This window comes from Micromonospora sp. DT229, assembly GCF_049844505.1.
Classification (GTDB): Bacteria; Actinomycetota; Actinomycetes; order Mycobacteriales; family Micromonosporaceae; genus Micromonospora.
This window is the reverse complement of sequence record NZ_JBNCLD010000001.1, coordinates 163,797-185,016: the sequence shown is the minus strand read 5'-3', so window position 1 is coordinate 185,016 and position 21,220 is coordinate 163,797. Positions and strand designations below refer to the sequence as shown.

General features: G+C 70.4%; 18 protein-coding genes. 7 read left to right on the top strand and 11 right to left on the bottom strand.

All coding sequences use genetic code 11. The features are described from left to right. The first annotated feature begins 330 nt into the window (after positions 1-330). The 3 genes from ACLQ2T_RS00900 to pdxY all read left to right on the top strand — a co-directional run bounded on the left by ACLQ2T_RS00900 (position 331) and on the right by pdxY (position 4,737). Positions 331-3,087, top strand: a complete 2,757-nt coding sequence (locus tag ACLQ2T_RS00900; protein ID WP_425764063.1) for a M14 family metallopeptidase — start codon at positions 331-333, stop codon at positions 3,085-3,087. A 25-nt stretch (positions 3,088-3,112) separates the two neighbouring features. After that, entirely contained in the window at positions 3,113-3,745 is a 633-nt protein-coding gene (locus ACLQ2T_RS00895; RefSeq protein ID WP_425764062.1) for a hypothetical protein, read from the top strand. A gap of 140 nt (positions 3,746-3,885) precedes the next feature. After that, positions 3,886-4,737 carry a pyridoxal kinase PdxY gene (gene pdxY, locus ACLQ2T_RS00890; RefSeq protein WP_425764061.1) on the top strand — a complete coding sequence of 284 codons (852 nt, stop codon included), beginning with the start codon at positions 3,886-3,888 and terminating at the stop codon, positions 4,735-4,737. A 143-nt stretch (positions 4,738-4,880) separates the two neighbouring features. Here the strand turns inward: pdxY and ACLQ2T_RS00885 are convergent, their stop codons facing one another. The 7 genes from ACLQ2T_RS00885 to ACLQ2T_RS00855 all read right to left on the bottom strand — a co-directional run bounded on the left by ACLQ2T_RS00885 (position 4,881) and on the right by ACLQ2T_RS00855 (position 13,207). Further along, positions 4,881-7,265, bottom strand: a complete 2,385-nt coding sequence (locus tag ACLQ2T_RS00885; RefSeq protein ID WP_425764060.1) for a VPS10 domain-containing protein — start codon at positions 7,263-7,265, stop codon at positions 4,881-4,883. Positions 7,266-7,387: 122 nt separating this feature from the next. Further along, positions 7,388-7,855: a hypothetical protein gene (locus ACLQ2T_RS00880; protein WP_425764059.1), complete on the bottom strand. Its 468-nt coding sequence runs from the start codon at positions 7,853-7,855 to the stop codon at positions 7,388-7,390. Positions 7,856-7,872: 17 nt separating this feature from the next. After that, entirely contained in the window at positions 7,873-8,748 is an 876-nt protein-coding gene (locus tag ACLQ2T_RS00875) for a carbohydrate ABC transporter permease (protein ID WP_425764058.1), read from the bottom strand. Beyond that, the gene (locus ACLQ2T_RS00870) at positions 8,745-9,743 is read right to left on the bottom strand and encodes an ABC transporter ATP-binding protein (protein ID WP_425764057.1); all 999 of its coding nucleotides are present in this window, start codon (positions 9,741-9,743) and stop codon (positions 8,745-8,747) included. The genes ACLQ2T_RS00875 and ACLQ2T_RS00870 overlap by 4 nt, the downstream gene beginning before the upstream one ends. Beyond that, positions 9,740-11,020 (bottom strand): ABC transporter substrate-binding protein, encoded by a 1,281-nt coding sequence (locus tag ACLQ2T_RS00865; protein ID WP_425764056.1) that lies wholly within the window; start codon positions 11,018-11,020, stop codon positions 9,740-9,742. The genes ACLQ2T_RS00870 and ACLQ2T_RS00865 overlap by 4 nt, the downstream gene beginning before the upstream one ends. After that, on the bottom strand, positions 11,017-11,850 hold the full coding sequence (locus ACLQ2T_RS00860) for a carbohydrate ABC transporter permease (protein ID WP_425764055.1): 834 nt from the start codon (positions 11,848-11,850) through the stop codon (positions 11,017-11,019). The genes ACLQ2T_RS00865 and ACLQ2T_RS00860 overlap by 4 nt, the downstream gene beginning before the upstream one ends. A gap of 112 nt (positions 11,851-11,962) precedes the next feature. Next, positions 11,963-13,207 (bottom strand): PucR family transcriptional regulator, encoded by a 1,245-nt coding sequence (locus ACLQ2T_RS00855; protein WP_425764054.1) that lies wholly within the window; start codon positions 13,205-13,207, stop codon positions 11,963-11,965. Positions 13,208-13,357: 150 nt separating this feature from the next. Here ACLQ2T_RS00855 and ACLQ2T_RS00850 point away from each other — a divergent pair, with 150 nt between their 5' ends. The 3 genes from ACLQ2T_RS00850 (at position 13,358) to ACLQ2T_RS00840 (ending at position 15,127) form a co-directional block, all read left to right on the top strand. Further along, on the top strand, positions 13,358-13,789 hold the full coding sequence (locus tag ACLQ2T_RS00850) for a helix-turn-helix transcriptional regulator (protein WP_425764053.1): 432 nt from the start codon (positions 13,358-13,360) through the stop codon (positions 13,787-13,789). Between the two features lie 41 nt (positions 13,790-13,830). Next, positions 13,831-14,262 carry a VOC family protein gene (locus ACLQ2T_RS00845; protein WP_425764052.1) on the top strand — a complete coding sequence of 144 codons (432 nt, stop codon included), beginning with the start codon at positions 13,831-13,833 and terminating at the stop codon, positions 14,260-14,262. A gap of 127 nt (positions 14,263-14,389) precedes the next feature. Then, the gene (locus tag ACLQ2T_RS00840) at positions 14,390-15,127 is read left to right on the top strand and encodes a maleylpyruvate isomerase family mycothiol-dependent enzyme (protein ID WP_425764051.1); all 738 of its coding nucleotides are present in this window, start codon (positions 14,390-14,392) and stop codon (positions 15,125-15,127) included. Between the two features lie 43 nt (positions 15,128-15,170). On the opposite strand, the gene ACLQ2T_RS00835 is transcribed toward ACLQ2T_RS00840, so the two are convergent. The 3 genes from ACLQ2T_RS00835 to ACLQ2T_RS00825 all read right to left on the bottom strand — a co-directional run bounded on the left by ACLQ2T_RS00835 (position 15,171) and on the right by ACLQ2T_RS00825 (position 16,941). After that, the gene (locus tag ACLQ2T_RS00835; RefSeq protein ID WP_425764050.1) at positions 15,171-15,719 is read right to left on the bottom strand and encodes a carboxymuconolactone decarboxylase family protein; all 549 of its coding nucleotides are present in this window, start codon (positions 15,717-15,719) and stop codon (positions 15,171-15,173) included. A gap of 52 nt (positions 15,720-15,771) precedes the next feature. Next, positions 15,772-16,326 carry a carboxymuconolactone decarboxylase family protein gene (locus tag ACLQ2T_RS00830; RefSeq protein ID WP_425764049.1) on the bottom strand — a complete coding sequence of 185 codons (555 nt, stop codon included), beginning with the start codon at positions 16,324-16,326 and terminating at the stop codon, positions 15,772-15,774. 66 nt (positions 16,327-16,392) lie between these two features. Continuing rightward, entirely contained in the window at positions 16,393-16,941 is a 549-nt protein-coding gene (locus ACLQ2T_RS00825) for a carboxymuconolactone decarboxylase family protein (protein ID WP_425764403.1), read from the bottom strand. Between the two features lie 473 nt (positions 16,942-17,414). On the opposite strand from ACLQ2T_RS00825, the gene ACLQ2T_RS00820 reads away from it, so the two are divergent. Beyond that, the gene (locus ACLQ2T_RS00820; RefSeq protein WP_425764048.1) at positions 17,415-20,243 is read left to right on the top strand and encodes a BTAD domain-containing putative transcriptional regulator; all 2,829 of its coding nucleotides are present in this window, start codon (positions 17,415-17,417) and stop codon (positions 20,241-20,243) included. On the opposite strand, the gene ACLQ2T_RS00815 is transcribed toward ACLQ2T_RS00820, so the two are convergent. Beyond that, entirely contained in the window at positions 20,240-21,196 is a 957-nt protein-coding gene (locus ACLQ2T_RS00815; RefSeq protein ID WP_425764047.1) for a LysR family transcriptional regulator, read from the bottom strand. The genes ACLQ2T_RS00820 and ACLQ2T_RS00815 overlap by 4 nt on opposite strands. Between the last annotated feature and the right edge of the window lie 24 nt (positions 21,197-21,220).

Here is a 21,220-nt window from a genome sequence, read left to right as displayed (position 1 = left end):
CATTGTCGGACACGGGTGGTCCCCCCTTGCACTCAAGCTTCCTTGCTCTTGCCTCTCCAGTGTGCACGCAGGTCAAACACTTGACCCTGGACGGTTGGCCGAGGTGGGGGTGATCACCCGCCCATACTTCGGGACGATTGACAGATGACCTTCAGCGAGTGAAAGTTGTCCGCGACCTGATCACTCCTGACCATCCGATGTGTGACGCTGCGTAGTCGGTGATGCGGGCAGCGTCTACATCGGATGCCTCGCCGCGCTGCCCGCACGGTCGAGCGCGGCCGAGGCGCATGCCTAACCCCCACCGCACACCGAGAAGGGGCTACGAGCCTCATGTCCGAATCCCGTACCAGTACCCGGTGGCGACGCCGGGTACCCCTGGCGGCCACGCTGGCGGCCGGCACCGCGGTGCTGCTGCTGGTCAACCCGGCGGCCGCCGTCGTGTCGCAGACCGCCACCACCCCGGTCAGCGAGGTCCCGGCGGACCTCGGCCGGTTGGCCGACGAGCAGGCCAACGTGGTCGAGGTGCTGCTGGCCGACAAGGACGAGTTGGACGCGCTGGTGGCCACCGGCGTCGACCTCGACCATCACGTCCACCAGAGCGAGGACGGCATCGTCGTCCACGCGGTGGTGACCGGCAACGAGGTGGCGACCCTGACCGCCGCCGGATTCACCTTCGGCGAGGTGCTGCACACCCCGGCCGACTCCGCAGCGCGGATCGCCGAGCGGGAGGCGACCATCGCCGCCCACCTGGCCGAGAACCAGGAGTTCATGGAGGGCGCCGGGTTTGCCGCTCGCGCCGCCGCCTCCGACGTCAAGATCATCCGTGCTGACTACTACACCAACGGCACCAGCCAGGTGCTGTCGGTGGAGGCGAAGTGGGCGCAGGGGCAGAACGCCAACAACGCCCTCACCGTCGCGCGGGACAGCGGGCCGGGCACCGAGATGGGCTCCGGCGGGACGCAGAACATCACCCGCTTCGTCGACGCCGGGGTCTACATGTACCACCGGGGCGCGTCGAACGTGACCAGCAAGCCGGAGTACGTGCAGATCACCAGCCCCACCGGTGACGTCGCCGTGGCCAAGGTCAAGGAGTGGCTGCCGATCTCCGGTGACGCCCCCGAGGGCCCGGGCTACCAGAAGGACTTCGTCAACAGCTACCTGACCCCGACGGAGCTGTACGACCGGATCCACACCCTGGCCGCGCAGTACCCGGCCATCTCCGAGATCGTCGAGCTGCCGCACAAGACCAACGGCTACCGGCGTAAGGCCCAGGCCGTACTCGGTGGCGGCAACGCCAACCGGGTCGGCATCGACTCGCTGGCCTGGGGCCACGAGGGTGGCAACGACATCTCGGTCGAACTGGTCGACCCCGCCGCCGCCGACTCGGCGCTGACGGTGACCGTCACCGGCAACGACGTGCGGGTCAGCCTGGCCACCGACGCCTCCGGCGCGGTCACCAGCACCGCCGCGCAGGTGGCCGCCGCGCTCAACGCGGAGGCGGGCACGCTGCTCAAGGCGTACACCTATCGGGGTAACGAGGGCGCCGGTGTGGTCGCGCCGGCCGCGCCGACCAAGCTGTCGGACGGCCTCTCCGCGCCGGAGTCGGTCTCCCGCGAGCCGCACTCCGTCTACGCCATCCGGATCGGCAAGCACCGCGACGGCTCCAAGCTCGGCGTCCTGGCCTACGCCCAGGAACACGCCCGGGAGTGGGTGCCGCCGCTGGTGACCATCGAGACCGCCGAGCGGCTGCTGCGCAACTACGAGAACGACGCGAACACCCGCGACCTGATCGACAACCTGGACATCTGGATCGCTCCGTCGGTCAACCCGGACGGCGGTCACTTCTCGTTCTACGACTTCGCCTCGCAGCGCAAGAGCATGACCAACCACTGCACGCCGGAGACGAACGGGGACTTCCTCGGCCGTACCTCCTGGGGTGTGGACAACAACCGCAACTACACCGAGTACAGCCTCTTCGACGGCTACTCGGGCGCCTCGCACGTCTGCACCAACGGCTCGTACGCCGGGCCGAGCGAGCTGTCCGAGCCGGAGAACAAGAACGTCGACTGGCTGGCCTCCCGGGGCAACATCAAGTTCTCGATGAACCTGCACTCCTCGGGCAACTACTTCATGTGGTCGCCGGGCTCGTACGCGACCCCGGGCCGGATCTCGGCGCCGCGGCCGACTCTGGCCGAGGAGTCGCTGTTCTGGGGTGCCTCGTCGCGGATCCTCACCGCCATCAAGCGGCACCGCAACCTGGCCGTCACCCCGGCGCGGACCGGTCCGATCGCCGACGTGCTCTACTCGGCGGCCGGCAACTCCGGTGACATGCTCTGGTACAAGTACGGCATCTACGCCTGGAACTTCGAGGTCGGCACGTCCTTCCAGCCGCCGTGGGCATCGGCCAAGGAAGAGACCATGGAGTTCTCCAACGGTCTGGTCGAGATGCTGCGGGTGGCCCGCGACTACGACACCGACACGGCGGCCCCGACCAGCACGATCACCGTCGAGCCGAGCGCCACGCCCGGCATGGTCGACGTCACCTTCGACACCAGCGAGCCGGCGGCGGTCTTCTACACCGTCGACGGCAGCCGGCCCACCTTGGAGTCGACCCTCTACGGCTCGGCCGGCGTCCGGGAGGGTGGGGAGACCCTGACCCTGCCGAACGGCACCACCGTGAACTGGTTCTCGGTGGACTCGAAGGGCAACGTCGAGAACGGCTACGTGCCCGACGGCACCGGCACCAACCACAACACGACGAAGGCCTGGGACCCGGAGGCGCTGCGGGTCACGGTGACCACCCAGGTGCGGTGTGTGGCCGGCAAGGCGTACGTCGCGGTGCAGGCGCACAACCACAACGACGCGGCCGTCAGCATCTCCCTGGAGAGCACCTACGGCACGAAGGCCGCCGTCAACGTCGCGCCGGGGGCGAGCACCTTCCAGCAGTTCAACACCCGGGCCGGCACGGTCTCGGCGGGCTCCGCCTCGGCGCACGCCACCGGTGCCCTCGGCGGCGAGACGGTGACGACCACGGTCACCGGGGAGTACGCGGCCGTCAACTGCGCCGACCCTCGGCCAGCCCAGTAACTGACAAGCGACGACGGAGAAGTTGATGAACACATGGAGCCGTAAGCGGCTGCTGGCCGCCGGTGCGTCCGGTGCCCTGCTGGCCGGGGTGGTGGCGGTGGGTTCGCCCGCCTTCGCCGAGCCGGGTGACGAGGCCGGGGTGGAGGTGACCGTCGAGATCGAGGAGATCCGGCAGCCGGGTGTGCTGGCGATGTCGGTCGCCGCCGACTCGGTGACCCTGACCGAGGACGGGTCGACGCTGCTGGTCCGCCAGTTCACCGGCAACCTGCCGACCGTGACGGTCACCGACACCCGTACGCCGGACGAGGTGCCCGAGGGTGCCGCGTGGGCGGTGCTGGGTAGCGCTACCGATTTCGTCGGTGACGCCGACCAGGACCCGATCGGTGCCGGGCACCTGGGCTGGAAGCCGAAGCTGATCGACGGTGGGGACACCGGTCTGGTCAGCGAGGGTGAAGAGGTCGTCACGGTGTTGGACGAGCCGACTCAGCCGGGTAACAACGTGGGTCTGGTGGACCAGGAACTGCTGGTCTCGACCTTCGACTCCGGTGCGGTGACCCCTGGCGAGTACACCGTCGACGCGGATCTGTTCCTGCGTACTCCGGCGGATGTCGCCGCGGGTGCGTACACCTCGACCCTGACCCTGTCCCTGTTCGAGTAGGAAACCGACGGTGAGGGCCGCCCGCCCTGGGCGGTCCTCACCCGGTACGGCGACACCCGCCCGCCTGCAGCGGCCGACATTCTGGCCGTTGCCGGCGGGCCCCGGCGCGGCCCGCAACCGGTGCCCGCCATGATGGGACCGTGAAAATCCTGTCCATCCAGTCCTCGGTCGCCTACGGCTACGTCGGCAACTCGGCCGCCGTGTTCCCGCTGCAACGGCTCGGGCACGAGGTCTGGCCGGTGCTGACGGTGCACTTCTCCAACCACACCGGGTACGGCGCGTGGCGTGGGCCGCTGTTGGCCCCGGCCGACGTCGCCGAGGTGATCGCCGGCATCGCCGACCGTGGTGTCCTGGGCGACGCCGACGCGGTCCTCTCCGGCTACCTGGGCGACCCGGCGATGGGGGCGGTGATCCTCGACGCGGTGACCCTGGTCAAGACCGCCAACCCGGACGCCGTCTACTGCTGCGACCCGGTGATGGGGGACGTCGGCCGGGGCATGTTCGTCCGGCCGGGCATCCCGGAGTACCTGCGCGACGTGGTGGTGCCCCGAGCCGACATCGTCACCCCGAACCACTTCGAGTTGGAGTTCCTCGCCGGTCGCCGGACCGACTCGGTGGAGGAACTGCTGGCAGCGGTCGACGTGGTCCGGGCGACCGGACCACGGCACGTCCTGGTGACCAGCGTGCTGCACAGTGCCGTACCGGAGGGGTCGCTGGAGGTGGTGGCGGTCTCCGACGAGGGCGCCTGGGCGGTGACCACCCCGCTGCTGCCGATCTATCCCAACGGCGGTGGTGACGTCACCGCCGCGCTGTACCTGGCGCATCTGCGGACCAGCGGCTCACCGGCCATCGCGCTGGAGCGGACCACCGCCTCGATCTTCGCCGTGCTGGAGGCGACTATGGCCGCCGGCACCCGGGAACTCCAGCTGATCGCCGCCCAGGAGGCGATCGCCCACCCGCCGAACCGGTTCCCGGCCCGCCGCCTGCGCTAGCGAGGCCGCCTGCTCAGGCCGGAGGCCACCGCCCCGCCGATGGGGAGGTGGCCTCCGGATTGTTCGAGCGGTCCGACCGCCACCGCCCCGACCAGCCGAATGGTGATCACCACGGCGAGCCGGTGCGGTGGCGGCCGATCAGGCTAGCGGCAGGAGTTCAGCACGCCCACCACGCCGACACCCGGGTTCTTCAGCGGCAGCTTGGTCGACGAGGCCGGGCAACGCGGCACGGTCACGTCGTAGATGCCGCGGCCGAAGGTGGCGGCGGTCAGCTGCCGGCTCGGCTCGTGGTAACGCAGGTACATCACCGGAGCCTGCGGCAGGTTCTTGCCGAGGTTGGCCCACTCGCCGCCGTTCCAGGCGGAGAGGAAGACACCGACGTCGGTGCCGACCACCAGCAGACCGTCGGCGGTCGGGACGATCGAGTTGACCGGAGCGTCGGGCAGGCCCTGCCCGATGTTGCTCCAGGTCTGCCCACCGTCGCGGGTCATCAGCACGTGCGCCCGGCTGCTGCCCGAACGGAAGCCGGAGAAGGTCGCGTACGCGATCTTGGCGTCCTTCGGGTTCACCGCGATCCGGGTGACCCAGGTGCCCGGCAGCTTGGCCTGGTCGACCTCGTTCCAGTTGGCGCCGAGGTCACGGGTCCACCAGACCTTGCCGTCGTCGGTGCCCACGTACAGGGTGTTGCTGTCGCTGGGGGCGACGGCGACAGTGGTGATCGTGCCCCACGGGTAGCCGGACGGGTCGTTCGGGCCACCGTTGGTCAGGTCAGGGCTGATCGGGGTCCAGGTACGACCGTTGTCCGTCGACCGGTTGAGGATGTTGCCGGCGTAGTACATGACGTTCGGGTCGTTCGGGTCGAACAGCAGCGGGGTCAGCCAGTTACGCCGCTGCGAGGTGGTCTGACCGGTACCGATGGTCTGCCGCGGGGTGCCACCGGCGTTCTCCGACCGGTAGCAGGAACCGTACTGGCTGCACCCGAAGACGATGTTCGAGTTCTCCGGGTGGATGATGGTCTGCAGACCGTCACCACAGCCGATGGCCTCCCACGGGCCGAGGCGGCCGTTGTAGCCGCGGTTGCAGCCGTTGTCCTGGGCGCCGGCGACCTTCAGGCTCGGGTCGGTCTCGGCCACGTCGACCGTGTAGAACTGGGTGTACCGCTCGTCGGTGGCCTTCACCCAGCCGCCCGCGCCGTTCTGCTCCGAGCGGTAGACGCCGCCGTCGTTGCCGAGGTAGACCCGGCCCGGCACCTTCGGGTCCCAGCGCATGACGTGCTGGTCGGCGTGCGGACCGCGCACCGAGGAGAAGCTCTGCGCGCCGTTGGTGGAGCGCATCAGGTTGACACCCATCAGGAACAGGTGGTCGGCGTCGGCCGGGTCGACCCAGATCTTGCCGAACCACCAGCTGAAGGTCGACTGCGAGGCCTGGTTCGCGTTGATCGGCATCTGCGTCCAGCTGTCACCGCCGTTGTCCGAGCGGTAGAACGCCCGGAACGGGCCGATGGCGGTGCCCACGTACGCGTAGAGGCGCTGCGGGTTGTTCGGCGCGACGGCCAGGCCCCAGCGGCCCTGGTCGGCGTCGGTGGGCAGGCCGTTGGTCATCCGCTGCCAGGTCTCACCGCCGTCGTTCGAGCGCCAGAGGCTGGAACCGGCGCCACCGTAGGTGCGCTGGTGCGGCTCCCGCAGGTGGTCCCACATCGCCGCGTACACCCGGTTGGGGTTGCTCGGGTCGATGATCACCTCGGTGGCGCCGGTGGTGTCGTTCAGCGGGGCGAGCACCCGACGCCAGTTGTCACCGCCGTCCTCGCTGAGGTAGACGCCGCGCTCACCGCCGGGGATGAACAGGTTGCCGCTGGCCGCCGCGAAGATCCGCTTCTCGTTGGTCGGGTCGATGGCGAGCCGGCCGATGGCGTGGCTGTCGGTCAGACCGACCCGCTCCCAGGAGCCCCCGCGGTCGGTGGAGCGGTAGATGCCGTCACCACCGAAGGTGATGGAACCACCGCCCGGCTGGGCCTCACCGGTGCCGGCGAACAGAATGCCGTCGCTGGTCATGGCCAGCGCACCGATGGGCTGGGACCAGTCGTCCGGCCAGGCCGGGGTGAAGGTGTCACCGGCGTCGCTGGACTTCCACACGCCACCGGAGGCGGCGGCGATGAACAGCTGGTCCGGCACCTGCGGGTCGATCACGAGGTCGGGAACCCGGCCACCGATGTTCAGCGGCCCGAAGAAGTCCCACTGCTGCTCACCGAGCTTGCGGTAGTTGTTCTTGGTGCGGACGGCGAGCTGCTTGGCCTGGCCCCGGGCGTTGGCGTACTTGGTGACCGACAGGTTGGTGCTGCCGTCACTCATCCGCTGGGCGGTCATCCACTCGTCCGGCATCTCCATCGGGCCGGTGGGCAGGTTGGTGGCCAGCGACGGTTCAGCAGCGGGGGGTGGGCTGGACGACGCGGCCAACGCGACCGTGGCGAGCAGCCCGACCACAGCTGTCGCCGCCAGTCCGCGATAGTGCCTCGCGAACGTAAGTTTCATGGGGGTCTCTCCTGATCCGGACACGAACGGTCCTTGCTGCGCACGCTAGATCGCCTGTCGGTGCACGTCACCGAGCATCTGTCGGGAGAACCCCCGGTCCGGTTAGGACATCTGTCGAGACGTCACCCGCCGCTGCGGAACTCGGGCAGACCGGCGTCCTCGGAATCGGGTCCCACCACGACCGTCAGGCTGGAGCCGTCGGCACACAGCGCCGAGGCACGCAGGTACATCCGTCGCGCCTGGGTCCGGGCCAACACCTCGGTCTCGAAGATCTCGTCCTCCACGCGCAGCACATCGATGTCCGTGCGTTGCTCGTAGTGTGCGCGAACGTCCAGTGGAGACATTCGGAGAGTGGCCTCCACGGTGGTCAGCACGCCCTGCTGCACGACGGCGGTGACCCGGGAACCCTCGGGCAGGGCCAGACCTGGCACCTCGGCCTCGACCTCCGGATCATCCATCGGCACCCGGTCACAACTGGGCAGATTCGCCAACAGGTCGCGTCCACCGCCGGTGGACGCCGCCGAGCCGTCACCACAGGCGGCCAGCAGGGGAAGGACGACGACGGTGGCGGCCAGTACCCGCAATCTCATCGCAGCAGGATGCCAGCTCATCGCAGCACCCGCCAGCGTCGTACGGCCAGCAGCAGCACGATGATGATCACGGCAGTGATCAGCATCAACAGGATGGTGACCAGGGAGCCGTACGCGAAACCGGAGAACTCGAAGACCTGGTCGAAGATGTACACCGGCAGGTACAGGGTGGCGTTGGCGGGCCGCCCGTCGGTGAGCACGTACGCCGGTACGAAGTTGACCTGGAGGGTGAGGATGATGTCCCGCACCGCCAGCAGCACCAGCACCGGGGCGAGCAGGGGCAGGGTGAGCCGGCGCAACTGTCCGAAGGGGCCGCAGCCCTCCAGGGTGGCCGCCTCGTACAGTCGGCCGTCGAGCAGCCGGCGGGCGGCGAGCACCACCACGAACCCCTCACCGATCGGAAAGGCCAACATCAACACCACCCCGACGCGGGCCGTGGTCGGGTCGGCCAGCCAGTTGTATCCCTGGTGACCGAAGAGCCCCAGAAGTTGGTTCAGCGGCCCGTACAGCGGGTTGAGCACCCACAGGAACAGCACCGCCAGGGCCACGTCGGGGATGACGGTGGGCAGGTAGACCGCGGTGCGGAACCAGCGGCCCCCCGGACGGGGGGCGGCGAGCAGCAGGCCGAGTCCCACCGCGGCGACGAACCGCACCGGTACGGCCAGCGCCACATGGAACAGGGAGGCTTCCAGACTATCGAGCAGGAACCGGTCGTCGAACATCCGGCGGATGTTGTCCAGCCCGATGAACTGGGGGTCCCGGGTCAGGCCGGTGTGGTCGGTGAAGGCGTACCCGAAATTGAGCAGCGCCGGCACCGCGACCAGCAGCGCCACCGCGATGGCGTACGGGGCGAGGAAGGCCCAGCCGGTCAGGGGTCGGCGGGGACGGGTCATCGCCGTCGGCCGGTGGTCGCGTCGAACCGGTGCAGCCGATCGGCGCGCAGCCGCACCTCGTCGCCGGGGGCCACGCCGGGGCGAGGGCCGGTGCGCACGATCAGCCGGGTGCCGTCCGGGCAGCGGGTCGACAGGTTGGCCTCGCTGCCCAGCGACTCCACCGCCTCGACCGTGGCGGTGATCGGTCCGGTGTCGTCGAGGGTCAGGTCCTCCGGCCGTACGCCGATGGTCAGGGTGTCCTCCCCGCCGAGCACCCCGCCGCCGGGTACCAGGTTCATCGGTGGACTGCCGAGGAACCCGGCGACGAAGGTGTCGGCGGGCTCGTCGTACACCTGCTGGGGTGGACCGACCTGGCGGATCCGCCCCTCGGCCAGCACCACCACCCGGTCGCCGAGGGTCATCGCCTCATGCTGGTCATGGGTGACATGGATGGTGGTGGTGCGCAGTTCCCGGTGCAGGGCCAGCAGGTCGGTGCGGGTGGCGAAGCGCAGCGGCCCGTCCAGGCTGGCCAGTGGTTCGTCCAGCAGGTAGACACTGGGGTCGCGCAGCAGCGCCCGGGCCAGGGCGACCCGCTGACGCTGGCCGCCGGACATCTGATCGGGGTAGCGGTCCAGCAGGTCACCGATGCCGAGCCGCTGCGCGGCGACCTCGGCCCGCTGGACCGCCTCGGCCCGGCGCACCTTGCGCACCCGCAGCCCGAAGATGAGGTTGTCCAGCACGCTCAGGTGCGGAAACAGCGCGTAGTCCTGGAAGACCATGGCCACCGCGCGCCGGGGCGGCGGGATGGTGGCCACGTCGGTGCCGTCGACCAGGATCCGGCCGCCGTCGGGCCGGTCCAGTCCGGCGATCAGTCGCAGGATCGTCGACTTGCCCGATCCGGAGGGGCCGACCAGGGTGATCAACTCCCCGGCCACCACCTCCAGGTCCACCCCGTCGACCGCCGGCTTTCCGCCGTACGAGCGGGTCAGGGCCTCCAGTCGGATGACGCCCTTCACTTGCCCACCGAGAACAGCGGACGGACCCGATCCTCCAGTTGACGCAGCCCCGCTTCGCGGTCGATCCGGCCGTAGAAGACCTCGGCCAGCAGGCTGTTGCCCTCCTTCTCCACCCGCGACCAGCTGCCGGTGCGGGGGGTGGCCCGCAGGTGCGGCGCCGCGTCGAGGTACACCTGCGAGGAGCGGGGCGGCTTGGCCGGGTCCAGGAAGACGGGGGAGTTGGCCACCTCCAGGCGGGACGGCACGGTACGGCCCGACTCGGCCAGGGTGTGCTGCCCGGCGTCGCCCATCGCGTACTCGATGAACCGCCAGGCCGGCCGGTGATCGGCCAGACCGGCACTCATGCAGTACGCGTCGCTGTGCAGGATGGACGCCGGCTTGCCGCCCGGGGCCACCGGCAGCGGCGCGACATCCCAGGTGAAGTCCGTGATGGTGCGCAGGGTGGGCACGGCCACCCGGCTGTTGAGGTACATGCCGAGGGTGCCGCGCAGGAACCGGGCCTCGCTGGACTCGCTCTGCTCCTCGGCGTCCGGCGGCACCACGCCGTGGCGCAGTTGCAGGTCGAGGAACCAGTCGACGGCCGCCCGGGAGGACGGGTTGTCGGTGAGGGTCAGTCGGTTGGGTCGCTCGGAGTCGTCGACCAGTTCACCCCCGTTGGACCAGACGAAGGGGGCCAGCCGGGGCAGCGAGGGGTCGACCCCGACGCCGTACCGGCCGTCCCGGGTCAGGGCCTTCGCCGCGGCCAGGAAGTCGTCCCAGGTCCAGTCCGCCTTCGGGGCGGGCACCCCGGCGGCGGTGAACAGGTCGGCGTTGTAGTAGACCACCAGGGAGGACAGGTTCTGCGGCAGGCAGGTCAGCTCCCGACCGTCGAACCGGAAGGCGTCCAGGGCCTGCGGACTGAAGTCGCTTTCCTTGATCGCCTCACTGGAGTCCAGGTAGGACTGCACCGGCTCGATCACCCCCTGCGCGGCGAACTGCCCGTACCGGCGGTAGTTGAGCAGGAACACGTCCGGCGGCTGGCCCCCGGCGAAGGAGGTGGTCAACCGCGCCATCAGCTCGTCCTGAGTGGCCACCGGCGACAGGGTGACCGGTACGTCGGGGTTGGCCGCGGTGAAGTCGGCGACCAGGGTCCGATAGCCGGCGATCTCCTCGGCGTCACCGAACAGCACGACGGTGATGCCGGAGTCGTCGGCCTTGTCGCCACCGGAGGAGCATCCGGTGACGACCAGCGCCATCGCCAGCAGGGTGGCGCAGGTGCGCCGCCAGAGGGAGGTCATCGTCTTCCTTTCGAGCGAAGCGCCGCCAGGGGATCGTCGGCCAGCAGGACCCGTTGGGCGAGCAGGAACATCAGGACGCACGGGGCGGTGGCGATCACGCTGCCGGCCATCAGCAGCGGCCAGTCCGTCGGGTTGAGCAACAGCAGGAACCGCAGCCCCAGGGGCCAGGTGTAACGGTCGCCGCTGGTCAGATAGAGCAGGGGATCGATGAAGTTGGACCAGTGGAAGGTGAAGGCGAGCACCGCCACCGCCAGGGTCGCCGGTTTGACCTGCGGCAGCGCCAGCCGCCGGAAGATGGTCAGCCAGCCGGCACCCTCCAGCCGGGCGGCCTGCAACTGGCTGTCCGGGATGCCGCCGAAGCTCCAGGCGTACAGCAGGATCAGAAAAGGACTGACGGCCAACGCCGCCGGGGCCAGCAGCGGCAGGTAGCTGTCGACCGCCCCGAAGAGGCGGAACACCTCGAACCGGGTGGCCCACACGGCGGTGACCGGCACCAGCAACACGATCAGCAGGGCCAGCAGGGCCCGGCGGCGCGCGGCCCCGGACAGCAGCCGCAGCCCGAAACCGGTAAGCGCGGCCACCAGCACGGTCAACGGTACGGCCATCGCCACCACCAACGCCGAGTTGGCCAGATACCGCGCCAGCGGCACCAGTTCCGGCAGCCGGGTGTACGCGGCCGTGGTGGGATCGGCCGGCCACAGTTCCAGGGTGCGCGGCGGCGGGGAACCGGCCGGCCGCAGCGACCCGACCACCATGAACCACAGTGGCGCTACGAAGATCACCGCGAAGATGGCGGGCACGACGAACCGCCCGAGCCAACGCCCGACCACCGCGCCACCCCCCTTTACTGCCCCTGGCCGAACCTAGAGATCAACTCACCGTCGGTCATCGGGCACCTGTCGGAGATCCCCGCGCCGGGATGCTACGTGTGTCGCAGGCACCTCACTCCTCGGGTCGGTGCTGCCCGGTCAACCGGGCCAGCTTGAGTCCCAGGTGCAGACACAGCCGCTCGTCGCCGTCCTTGAGGTCGGTGTCGGCCAGTTCCTCGATGCGTTGCAGTCGGTAGTAGAGGGTGGTGCGGTGCAGCCGCAACCGGGCGGCCGTGGCATGGGCGTTGCCGGCCTGGTCCAGGTACCACTCCAGGGTGGTCAGCAGGACCTGGCTGCCCGGGGTGGCCAGCAGCCGGGCCAGCCCGGGATGCACGTCGGCCACCGTGAGCTGCCGGTCGCTGAGTCGGGCCAGGGCCCGGTAGCTGCCCAGGGCGGACCAGAAGACCACCCGGCCCAGCGCGGGAAGTTGCGCACCGACCCGGGCCGCGTGCAGGGCCTCGACGTACGACTCGGCGGCGTCGGCCAACCGTGGTCGGATCTGCCCGACGCCGACCACCGTACGCTCCACCGAGCCGAGCGACCGGGTGACGTGCTGAAGGTCCTCGTCGAGTTGGCGGGCGGCGGTCTCCGGAGCGGGCCGCCCCGCGACCGGCTCGGCCGGCAGCAGCAGCACCCCGTGGTCGTGCCGGATCAGGTGCAGGGCCTCCCTGATCCCGGCGCGTCGGCGGGCGGCCACCAGGGCCTGCTCCAGGGCGATGCGGGCCAACTCGTCCGGCTGCCGGTGCGCGGGGGCGACCAGCCGGGCCACCAACGCCGTCCGGGGGCCGTCCGCGGCGATCATCCCCGCCTCCAGCAGGGCCCGGGCCGCCTGGTCGCGGGTCTCCGGGCTGTCAGCGAGCAGGGTACGGGCCGCCTCGGTCTCCCGTTGCGCGGCCAGTTCACCGAGCAGATTCTCCCGGTACAGGGCCAGGGAGAGTTCCTTGAGCAGGCCGGTGGCGGTCAGGTCGACGTCGGTCATGGTGCCGTCGGGATCGATGAACCAGACGTAGCCGAGCAGCAGTTCGTGGTGCCGCACCGGCACGCACAGCCGGGGCAACATGCCCAGGTCCGGCCGGGCCGGAGTGCGTATCGGCCCGCGTGCGTCGGCCAGCCCGAGGTCGCGTACCCAGGCGACGACCTCCGGGCTGCTCTGCCGGCGCAGGATCGAGGCCCGGCGGACCTCGTCGGTCAGCCCGTTCTGCTCGCTGTACACGACGACCCGTTGCCGACGGTCCTCGATCAGTGCGGGACGTCCGGCGTGGGCGGCGACGGCGTCGACGATGCGTTGCAGTTCGCCCCGCACCAGCCCCCCTCTCACGTTGTGGATCCCTGGCGGGCGGCAGAACCGCCCCGCGCACCGCCGCCATGATCAGAATCCTGTCTACACCCGGGATAGGCGTACGACCAGGCTGCTTCGTTACAGTTATGCGTATCATTCTCACGTTGACTGTCACATAGGCTTGCCGTGATGAGCCGACCGCCGAGCCGTGCTCCCGGTGACCTTCGGGTTCACCTGCGACGGGCACGCGACCACATGGACCGCCACTACACCGAGACGCTGGACCTCGCCGCCGTCGCGGCCGTCGCCGGCATCAGCAAATATCACTTCCATCGATTGTTCACCATCACGTACGGGCTCTCGCCGGCCGCGTACCTGTCGCAACGGCGCATCGAGCGGGCCCAGGACCTGTTGCGAGCCACCAACCTCACCGTGACCGAGGTCTGCTACGCGGTCGGCTTCGCCAGCCTCGGCTCGTTCAGCAGCCGGTTCCGGGAACTCGTCGGCGAGTCACCCCGCGAGTTCCAGCGCCGCTGGGCGCAGGCCGGCACCCCGCACATCCCGGGCTGTTTCGTGTTCATGTGGGGGTTCGCCGAGCGGCGCGGTGACGCCGCAAGCTAGGAGAAGCCGCCACGGCGCCGACGCGGCCTAGCCTGGCTCGCATGATTACGAACGTCTCGCTGACCACCGTTTTCGTCAAGGACATCGACGCCGCCAAGACCTTCTACACCGAGGTGCTCGGGTTCGTCGAGCGCACCGACATCACCATCGGCGACGGCTCCTACCGCTGGTGCACCGTCGGTCACCCCAGCCAGCCGGAGTTGGAGGTGCACCTGCAACTCCCCGGCCCGCCGCTGTCGCCGGAGGTGGCCGAGATGTTCACCCGGGCGCGGGACGAGGGCAGTCTGTTCGCCCTCGGACTGGCCGTCGACGACTGTCGCAAGACCTACGACGACCTACGGGCCGAGGGCGTGGAGTTCCTCCAGGAGCCGGCGGACCGCCCGTACGGGGTGGAGGCCGTGGCCCGCGACAACTCCGGCAACTGGCTGGTCCTGGTCGAGCACAAGGAGTTCAGCCCGGCCGACTTCGACTGACCGCACGTCGCGGTCCGCATCGCTCCTCGCCCGGCGATCCACCCGGTCGGGCGGGGGCGTTCCGCCGCGGGCCAGCACGGCACGCGGGCGGATGCGGACGAGCATCGTCATCGATACCCTGGTCGCCATGCGGGTGTTCGACATGCTCGTCGACGAGCGGCGGCGGGCAGCCGACCTTCTGGAGGGGCTGGCGGCCGAGCAACTCCGCCAGCCGAGCCTCTGCGCGGGCTGGAGGGTGCACGACGTGGCCGCCCACCTCACCACCTACCTGCGCTTCGGTCAACTGAAGATCTACGCCGCGATCGTCACCACCGGCGCCGACTTCGACCGGTTCAACCTCCTGCTGACCCGCCGGGCCGCCCGCCTGCCGATCGAGCGGATCGTGGCAACGCTGCGGCGGTACGCGACCTCCCGCACCACCATTCCGCGCTCCGGGTACGACCCCGTCCTGACCGACGTGCTGCTGCACGACCTGGACATCCGGGTGCCCCTGAACATCGCCCGGCACACCCCGGAGGAGCGGCTCCGGGTGGCCTTCCGGCACCTGACCGACCGGCCGTCGCCCGGGTACGCGATGGGTGACCGGTTGCATGGCCTGCGGTTGGAGGCGACCGACACCGGATGGGCGCACGGCAGTGGGCCCGTGGTCCGCGGCTCCGCCGAGGTCCTGCTGCTCGGCATCGGCGGTCGACCGTGGGCCTTCGACCACCTGGACGGCGACGGGTTGACCCTGCTGCGGTCACGGGTGCTGAACCGGACCCGGCCGGGCGTGGTCGGGCGCTTGATGGCACCGCTGCGGGTGCTGGCCAGTCCGCCACCGCCCGCCCGCCGCTCCCGGGAGGCCGGGGCGCCCGAACTGCCCTGAGTAGCGTCGTCGGCGCCCACCGCAGCGCGGTCGCCGGGTGCGCTCAGACCGTGTTGCGGTAGCCGACGCTGAGGACCCGCCGGGCTGTCTCCTCGTAGAACTTCGGATCGCTCGGGGCGAACGTGCCGAGGCCGTCGACATACCGGTTGACCATGCAGAAGGCCGCCGCGATGAGGACCGTGTCGTGGATCTCCTCATCGGTGGCACCCTCGGTGCGGGCCGTCTCGACCAGTTCAGGGGTGACCTGGCGGCCACCGCGCTGCACCGCCCCGGCGATGTGGAGCAGGGTACGCAGCTTGGCGCTGACCGGCGCGTTGTCCAGATCGGTGCGTACCTGCTCGACCAGGGGCATGCCCTCATCGAGCAGTGCGGCGGCGAACGCCGAGTGCGCCGCGCAGCAGTAGGTGCACTCGTTCAGGCCGGAGACGTACGCGGCGATCAACTCGCGGTCGGCGGTGGGCAGGCTGAGCGGCCCGCGCAACAGGGTCTCGGCCAGTTCCAACATCGGCTTGCCGGTCACCGGCCGGTACTTCAACGGGCCCCGGACCCCGGGGAACTCGTTCTCGTCCACGCCCAGGTCGATGTGTGCCATGACCTCACATTCCCATTCGGTCAACCGGTGAGATTCTGATGATCGACACGGGTCAGCGCTCCAGCACCGGCAGGTAGCCGCGGGTGGCCACCCGTCCGGCCGGACCCATGTACCACTCCTGGTCGTCAGGGACGAGCGTGCCGAGGCCGTCGACGTACCGGTTGAACATGCAGTACGCCGCAGCGATGAGGACGGTGTCGTGGATCTCCAGGTCGGTGGCGCCTTCGGTGCGGGCGGCCTCGACGAGTTCGGTGGTGACCTCGCGTCCGCTGACCTGCACGGCGGCGGCGATGCGCAGCAGGGCCCGCAGCTTCGCCGAGATCGGCGCGCTGTCGAGGTCGGCGTGCACCTGTTCGACCAGGGGCATGCCCTCGTCGAGTTGCACGGCGGCGAACGCCGAGTGCGCGCCCCGGCAGAACCGGCATTCGTTGCGGCCGGAGACGTACGCGGCGATCAGCTCGCGTTCCCCCGCGGAGAGCGGGTGCGGTCCGCGCAGCAACGCCTCGTTCAGCGCCAGCAGGGGGCGGCCGGTCTCCGGCCGGTAACGGATCAGGCCATGGATGCCCAGGTAGACCTGCTCATCCTGGCCGAGGTCGATATGCGCCATGTCTGGGGTGCTCCGAGTCTGCCGGTAGGCGGGCGGGTTCGGTCCAGCGGCGTCGGCAGGCCGTCCTCAGACGACCTGTCGGTAGCCGGTGCGGACGATTCGCTCGGAGGCCTGCACGTACCACTGCGGGTCGGCCGCCGGTACGGTGCCGAGGCCGTCGACGTACCGGTTGAACATGCAGAAGGCCGCCGCGATGAGGACGGTGTCGTGGATCTCCAGGTCGGTGGCGCCTTCGGTGCGGGCGGCCTCGACGAGTTCGGTGGTGACCTCGCGTCCGCTGACCTGCACGGCGGCGGCGATGCGCAGCAGGGCCCGCAGCTTCGCCGAGATCGGCGCGCTGTCCGGGTCGGCGCGCACCTGTTCGACCAGGGACATGCCCTCATCGAGCTGGGCCGCCGCATACGCCGAGTGTGCCGAGCAGCAATAGGTGCATTCGTTGCGACCGGAGACGTACGCGGCGATCAGCTCGCGTTCCCCCGCGGAGAGTGGGTGCGGTCCGCGCAGCAGCACCTCGACCAGCTCAAGCAACGGTTGGCCGGTCTCCGGTCGGAAGCGCAACGGGCCACGGATGCCGGGGAACTCGGCCTCGGGCACCCCTAGATCGATGTGAGCGATGAGTCACTCTCCTGGATCTCGAAGTCGGTCGTTCTCGCCGATGGCGATTGAATCTAGTGAATAGGTCGCGGCATCTCAAGGGTGCCCGGTGGGCTACCCGGCAGCCCCACGCGAGAGGGTCGGGCCGCGCGACCGCAGTCGCCGTCCAGGGTTCCTCAGCCGCCAGGCACAGCCCGACGCGCAGGGCCCCCGGTGCCCTGGACCGGGCCGTCGGTCATCCCGTTGCCGACGGGCCGGTCCAGGACGCCGGGGACCAACCCCCGCTGCCGGGTGGCCCCGGATCACCCGTCCGGCGGACCCTAGGCGTGGGTACCGCCTCGGGCCGGGACGGCGGGTGCGGCAAAACCCCTCGCAGGCCGGTCTCACCTGCTCGTCCGGTGCAGATGATCGCCTCGGCGGCGATGGTACGGTGACCGGCGTACAAGGCGCGCACAATCGACGTACAACTGGCCGGCCTCAGGCTGAGGTGAATGATGCCGCTCCGCTTCGACCTGCTCGGCCCGTTGTCGGTGGTCCGCGATGGTCGGACGGTCGATCTCGGCTCGATGAAGCAACGGCTGGTGTTGGCCTGTCTGCTGTTCCGGCCGTGCGAAGCGGTCTCCGCGGAGAGACTGGTAGCCGCCCTCTGGGGCGACCAGCCACCGGCCTCCGCCAACGCCAACATCCGCACCTACATCCGCGGGTTGCGGCGGGCCCTCCACGATGGAGCCGACGACGAGCCGCGGATCGTGACCACCCACGGTGGATACCTGCTACGAGTCGAACCGGACGAGCGCGACCTGGACCGCTTCGACGCTGCGGCCGCTCGGGGACGGGCAGCCCTGACCAACGGCGACCCCGAGCGCGCCGAGGCCGCGTTGGCCGCGGCATTGGCCCTGTGGCGCGGCCAGGCGCTGGCCGAGCTGCCGCTCGCCCCGCAGCTGTCCCGCTGGGTCGAGCAGTTGGCGGAGCGCCGGCTGCTGGCCGAGGAGGATCATGCCGAGGCGAAACTGGCCCTCGGTGCCCCTGCGGAGGCGATCCCCCGGTTGCGGGCCCTGCTCGACCGGTACCCGCTGCGGCAGCGCGCCTGGATGCACCTCATGTCAGCGCTCTACGCCAGCGGTGACGTGGCCGGCGCGCTGGCGGCCTTCCGGCAGGTCCGACGAGTACTGGCCGAGGAGACCGGGATGGATCCCGGACCCGAGCTGACCCGCCTGCACGACGACATCCTGCACCACCGGCGGCACCCGAACGGATGGTCGGTCACCGACGACCGCGGGGTCAGGGCCGTAGCCCGGGTCCGCCCGGCCCAACTGCCCTTCGGCCCACCCGGGTTCGTCGGCCGGGAACTCGAGCTGACCCGCCTCGACGCGGCCGTCGACGACCGGGCCGATGGGCCGACCACTGTGGTCATCTCCGCGATCTGCGGCATGGCCGGCATCGGCAAGTCCGCACTGGCGCTGCACTGGGCGCATCGGGTGGCCGACCGGTTCCCCGACGGACAACTCCATGTCAACCTACGCGGGTACGACGGTGGGGAAGTCGTCGCGCCCGCCGATGCCCTGCTCGGCTTCCTGGAGGCGCTCGGCGTACCACTGGCCCGGATACCGAGCAGTCTGGACGCGCGGATCGGCCTCTACCGCAGCCTGCTCGCCTCCCGCGAGATGCTCATCGTGCTCGACAACGCGCGCGACGCCGAGCAGGTGCGACCGCTGTTGCCCGGTACCGGCCGCAGCGTCGTCATCGTGACCAGTCGGGAGCAGTTGCACAGCCTGGTAACCGCCGAGGGCGCCCGACTGTTGGCCCTTGACGTACTGACCGCCACGGAGTCGACGCACCTGCTGCGCAGCCGGATCGGTGGGGATCGGCTGGACGTCGAACCGGACGCCGTAGCCGACATGATCGAGGCCTCCGGACGGCTGCCCCTCGCCCTGTCGATCGTGGCGGCCCGGGTGGCGACCCGACCCACCTTCACGCTGGAGGCGATCGCTGCGGAACTGCGTCCACCCGAGGCGCGGTTGGAGGTCCTGGCCGACGGCGACGTACGTCGGGTGTTCTCCTGGTCGTACCGGGCCCTGAGTCCCGTCGCCGCCCGCCTGTTCCGCCTGATCGGACTGCATCCGGGACCCGAGCTGACCAGTGCCGCCGCGGCCGCGTTGCTGGGCTGTCCCACACCGGCGGTCGGCCCGGTGCTCAAGGAACTGACCCGGCTGCACCTACTGACCGAGCACCTGATCGACCGATACGCCTGCCACGACCTGCTGCGCTCGTACGCCGCCGAGCTGACCCAGGGAGCCGACCAGAGCGCCGAGCGGCACGACGCCCGTCACCGCCTGTACGACCACTACCTGCACAGCGCCTATCCGGCAGCCCGGCTGGTCCAGCCGCAATGGACACCCATCACCCCCGTGCCGGCCCTGCCCGACGTCATCCACCTGCCGATGGCCGACCAGGACGCCGCCCTGGACTGGTTCTCCACCGAACGCGGTGTGCTCCTGCGGGTGATCCGGCAGGCCGCCACCACGGGCTTCGAGGCGTACGCCTGGCAGTTGGCCTGGGCGTTGACCACCTTCCTCGCGCCCCGTGGGCTCTGGCACGACCAGTTGGCGGCCCAGCAGACCGCCCTGGCGGCGGCGGAATGCCTCGGCGACCTGAACGCCCAGGCCACCGCCAGTCGATTGCTGGGCCGGGCCGCCGCGCGACTGGGCCAGCACGACACCGCCGGCGACCACCTTCAGCGGGCGATCAAGTTGTACGAGCGGCTCGACGACGAGGACGGACTGGCGCAGACCCTGCACAACTACACCGAGCACTGTTTCGTGCTCGGCCGGGTGGACGAGGCGCTGATCCATGGTCACGAGGCCCTGCGCCTGTACCGGCGGACCGGCAACCGGGCCGGGGAAGGTCGGGCCCTCAATGCGGTCGGGTACATCCACGCCGTTCGCGGTGACCACCTACAGGCGATCGTCGACTGCACGGCGGCGTTGAACCAGCAGCGGCTCATCGACGACCGCAACGGTCAGGCGGCGACGCTGGACAGCCTGGGTTTCGCCTACCAGGGACTCGGCGATCAAGCCCGCGCGGTGTCCTGCTACGAGCAGTCCGTCGAGCTGTTCCGCGCCTCCGCCGACCGCTATCACCAGGCGGAGACCCTCGTTCGGCTGGGCGAGGCCCAGGCCGCGATGGGCCAGGCCGAGGCTGCCGCGCACGCCTGGCGGCTGGCCGCTGCCATCTATGACGACCTGGGTGATCCCACTGTCGATGAGGCGCGCCGCAGACTCGCGGAACTCGGCCAGGCCGCTGCCGGCCGGAAGTCGACCTAGCTCCGACCCGGCGGGTTCCGGTTCTCGGTGATCCCTGTGGGCCGGGCCGGAGGCGTCGCGGGGGAGTTGTCGATCGCCTGGAGCAGCGCGGTGGCCGAGCCGGTGAGCCGCCGACCGCGCGGCCACACCGCGCGCAGGTCACGGCGCAGGGGCAGGTTCTCCACCGGCACGATCACCAGGTGGCCGGTGGCCAGTTCCGTCTCCACGGCGTGCCGGCTGAGTACTGCCGGCGCCGTACCGGTCATCGCCGCGCCCTTGACGGCGGCGTTCGACCCCAGGGACAGGTGCGGCGGGGCGGGGTCCAGGTCGCGCAGGGCCACCTCCAGAGTCTCCCGGGTGCCCGATCCCTGCTCCCTGACCACCAGCCGGGTACGCGCCAACTCCGTCCTACGCAGCGGGCGACGAAGGCGGGCCCAGCGGTGCTGCGGCGCCACGACGACGACCAGGTGATCGTGTCCGACGATCCGCTGATCCAGTCCCTCGGGCACGCTCGGTCCCTCGATGAACCCGATGTCGACGCTGTCGTCCGTGACCAGCATCCGGGCGACCTCCGTGGAGTTGACCACGGTCAGGCCCACCTGCACATCGGGTTCGCGCTGCGCGAGGCTGTGCAACCAGCGGGGGAGCAGGGCCTCGGCGACCGTCATGCTCGCCGCCACCCGCAGCCGCGCCGCCCGCGCGTGACGCATGGCGGTGAGGCTGTTGTGGAATTCGTCGGCGACGGTCAGCAGGCGCAGCGCCCAGGTGACCACGACCTGCCCGTCGTCGGTCAGCATCGAACCGCGCGGGGTGCGGGTCAGCAGCGGCAGCCGTACCTGCCGTTCCAGTGCGGCCAGGCGCTTGCTGGCCGACGGCTGGGACATGCCCATGGTGCGCGCGGCCCGGCCGACGCTGCCCAGCTCCGCCACCCGGGCCAGCAGGCGCAACGACACCAGGTCAGGAAGCACACTCATAGCCCCAGGCTATGACCTGCACCC

What these genes read in the sequence shown, in the direction of transcription:
- ACLQ2T_RS00880 (WP_425764059.1), bottom strand. Translation starts at nt 7,855, where the DNA reads ATGAGATTGCGGGTACTGGCCGCCACCGTCGTCGTCCTTCCCCTGCTG.
- ACLQ2T_RS00820 (WP_425764048.1), top strand. Translation starts at nt 17,415, where the DNA reads ATGCCGCTCCGCTTCGACCTGCTCGGCCCGTTGTCGGTGGTCCGCGAT.
- ACLQ2T_RS00815 (WP_425764047.1), bottom strand. Translation starts at nt 21,196, where the DNA reads ATGAGTGTGCTTCCTGACCTGGTGTCGTTGCGCCTGCTGGCCCGGGTG.
- ACLQ2T_RS00895 (WP_425764062.1), top strand. Translation starts at nt 3,113, where the DNA reads ATGAACACATGGAGCCGTAAGCGGCTGCTGGCCGCCGGTGCGTCCGGT.
- ACLQ2T_RS00875 (WP_425764058.1), bottom strand. Translation starts at nt 8,748, where the DNA reads ATGACCCGTCCCCGCCGACCCCTGACCGGCTGGGCCTTCCTCGCCCCG.
- ACLQ2T_RS00835 (WP_425764050.1), bottom strand. Translation starts at nt 15,719, where the DNA reads ATGGCACACATCGACCTGGGCGTGGACGAGAACGAGTTCCCCGGGGTC.
- ACLQ2T_RS00830 (WP_425764049.1), bottom strand. Translation starts at nt 16,326, where the DNA reads ATGGCGCATATCGACCTCGGCCAGGATGAGCAGGTCTACCTGGGCATC.
- ACLQ2T_RS00885 (WP_425764060.1), bottom strand. Translation starts at nt 7,265, where the DNA reads ATGAAACTTACGTTCGCGAGGCACTATCGCGGACTGGCGGCGACAGCT.
- ACLQ2T_RS00840 (WP_425764051.1), top strand. Translation starts at nt 14,390, where the DNA reads ATGCGGGTGTTCGACATGCTCGTCGACGAGCGGCGGCGGGCAGCCGAC.
- ACLQ2T_RS00900 (WP_425764063.1), top strand. Translation starts at nt 331, where the DNA reads ATGTCCGAATCCCGTACCAGTACCCGGTGGCGACGCCGGGTACCCCTG.
- ACLQ2T_RS00845 (WP_425764052.1), top strand. Translation starts at nt 13,831, where the DNA reads ATGATTACGAACGTCTCGCTGACCACCGTTTTCGTCAAGGACATCGAC.
- ACLQ2T_RS00850 (WP_425764053.1), top strand. Translation starts at nt 13,358, where the DNA reads ATGAGCCGACCGCCGAGCCGTGCTCCCGGTGACCTTCGGGTTCACCTG.
- ACLQ2T_RS00865 (WP_425764056.1), bottom strand. Translation starts at nt 11,020, where the DNA reads ATGACCTCCCTCTGGCGGCGCACCTGCGCCACCCTGCTGGCGATGGCG.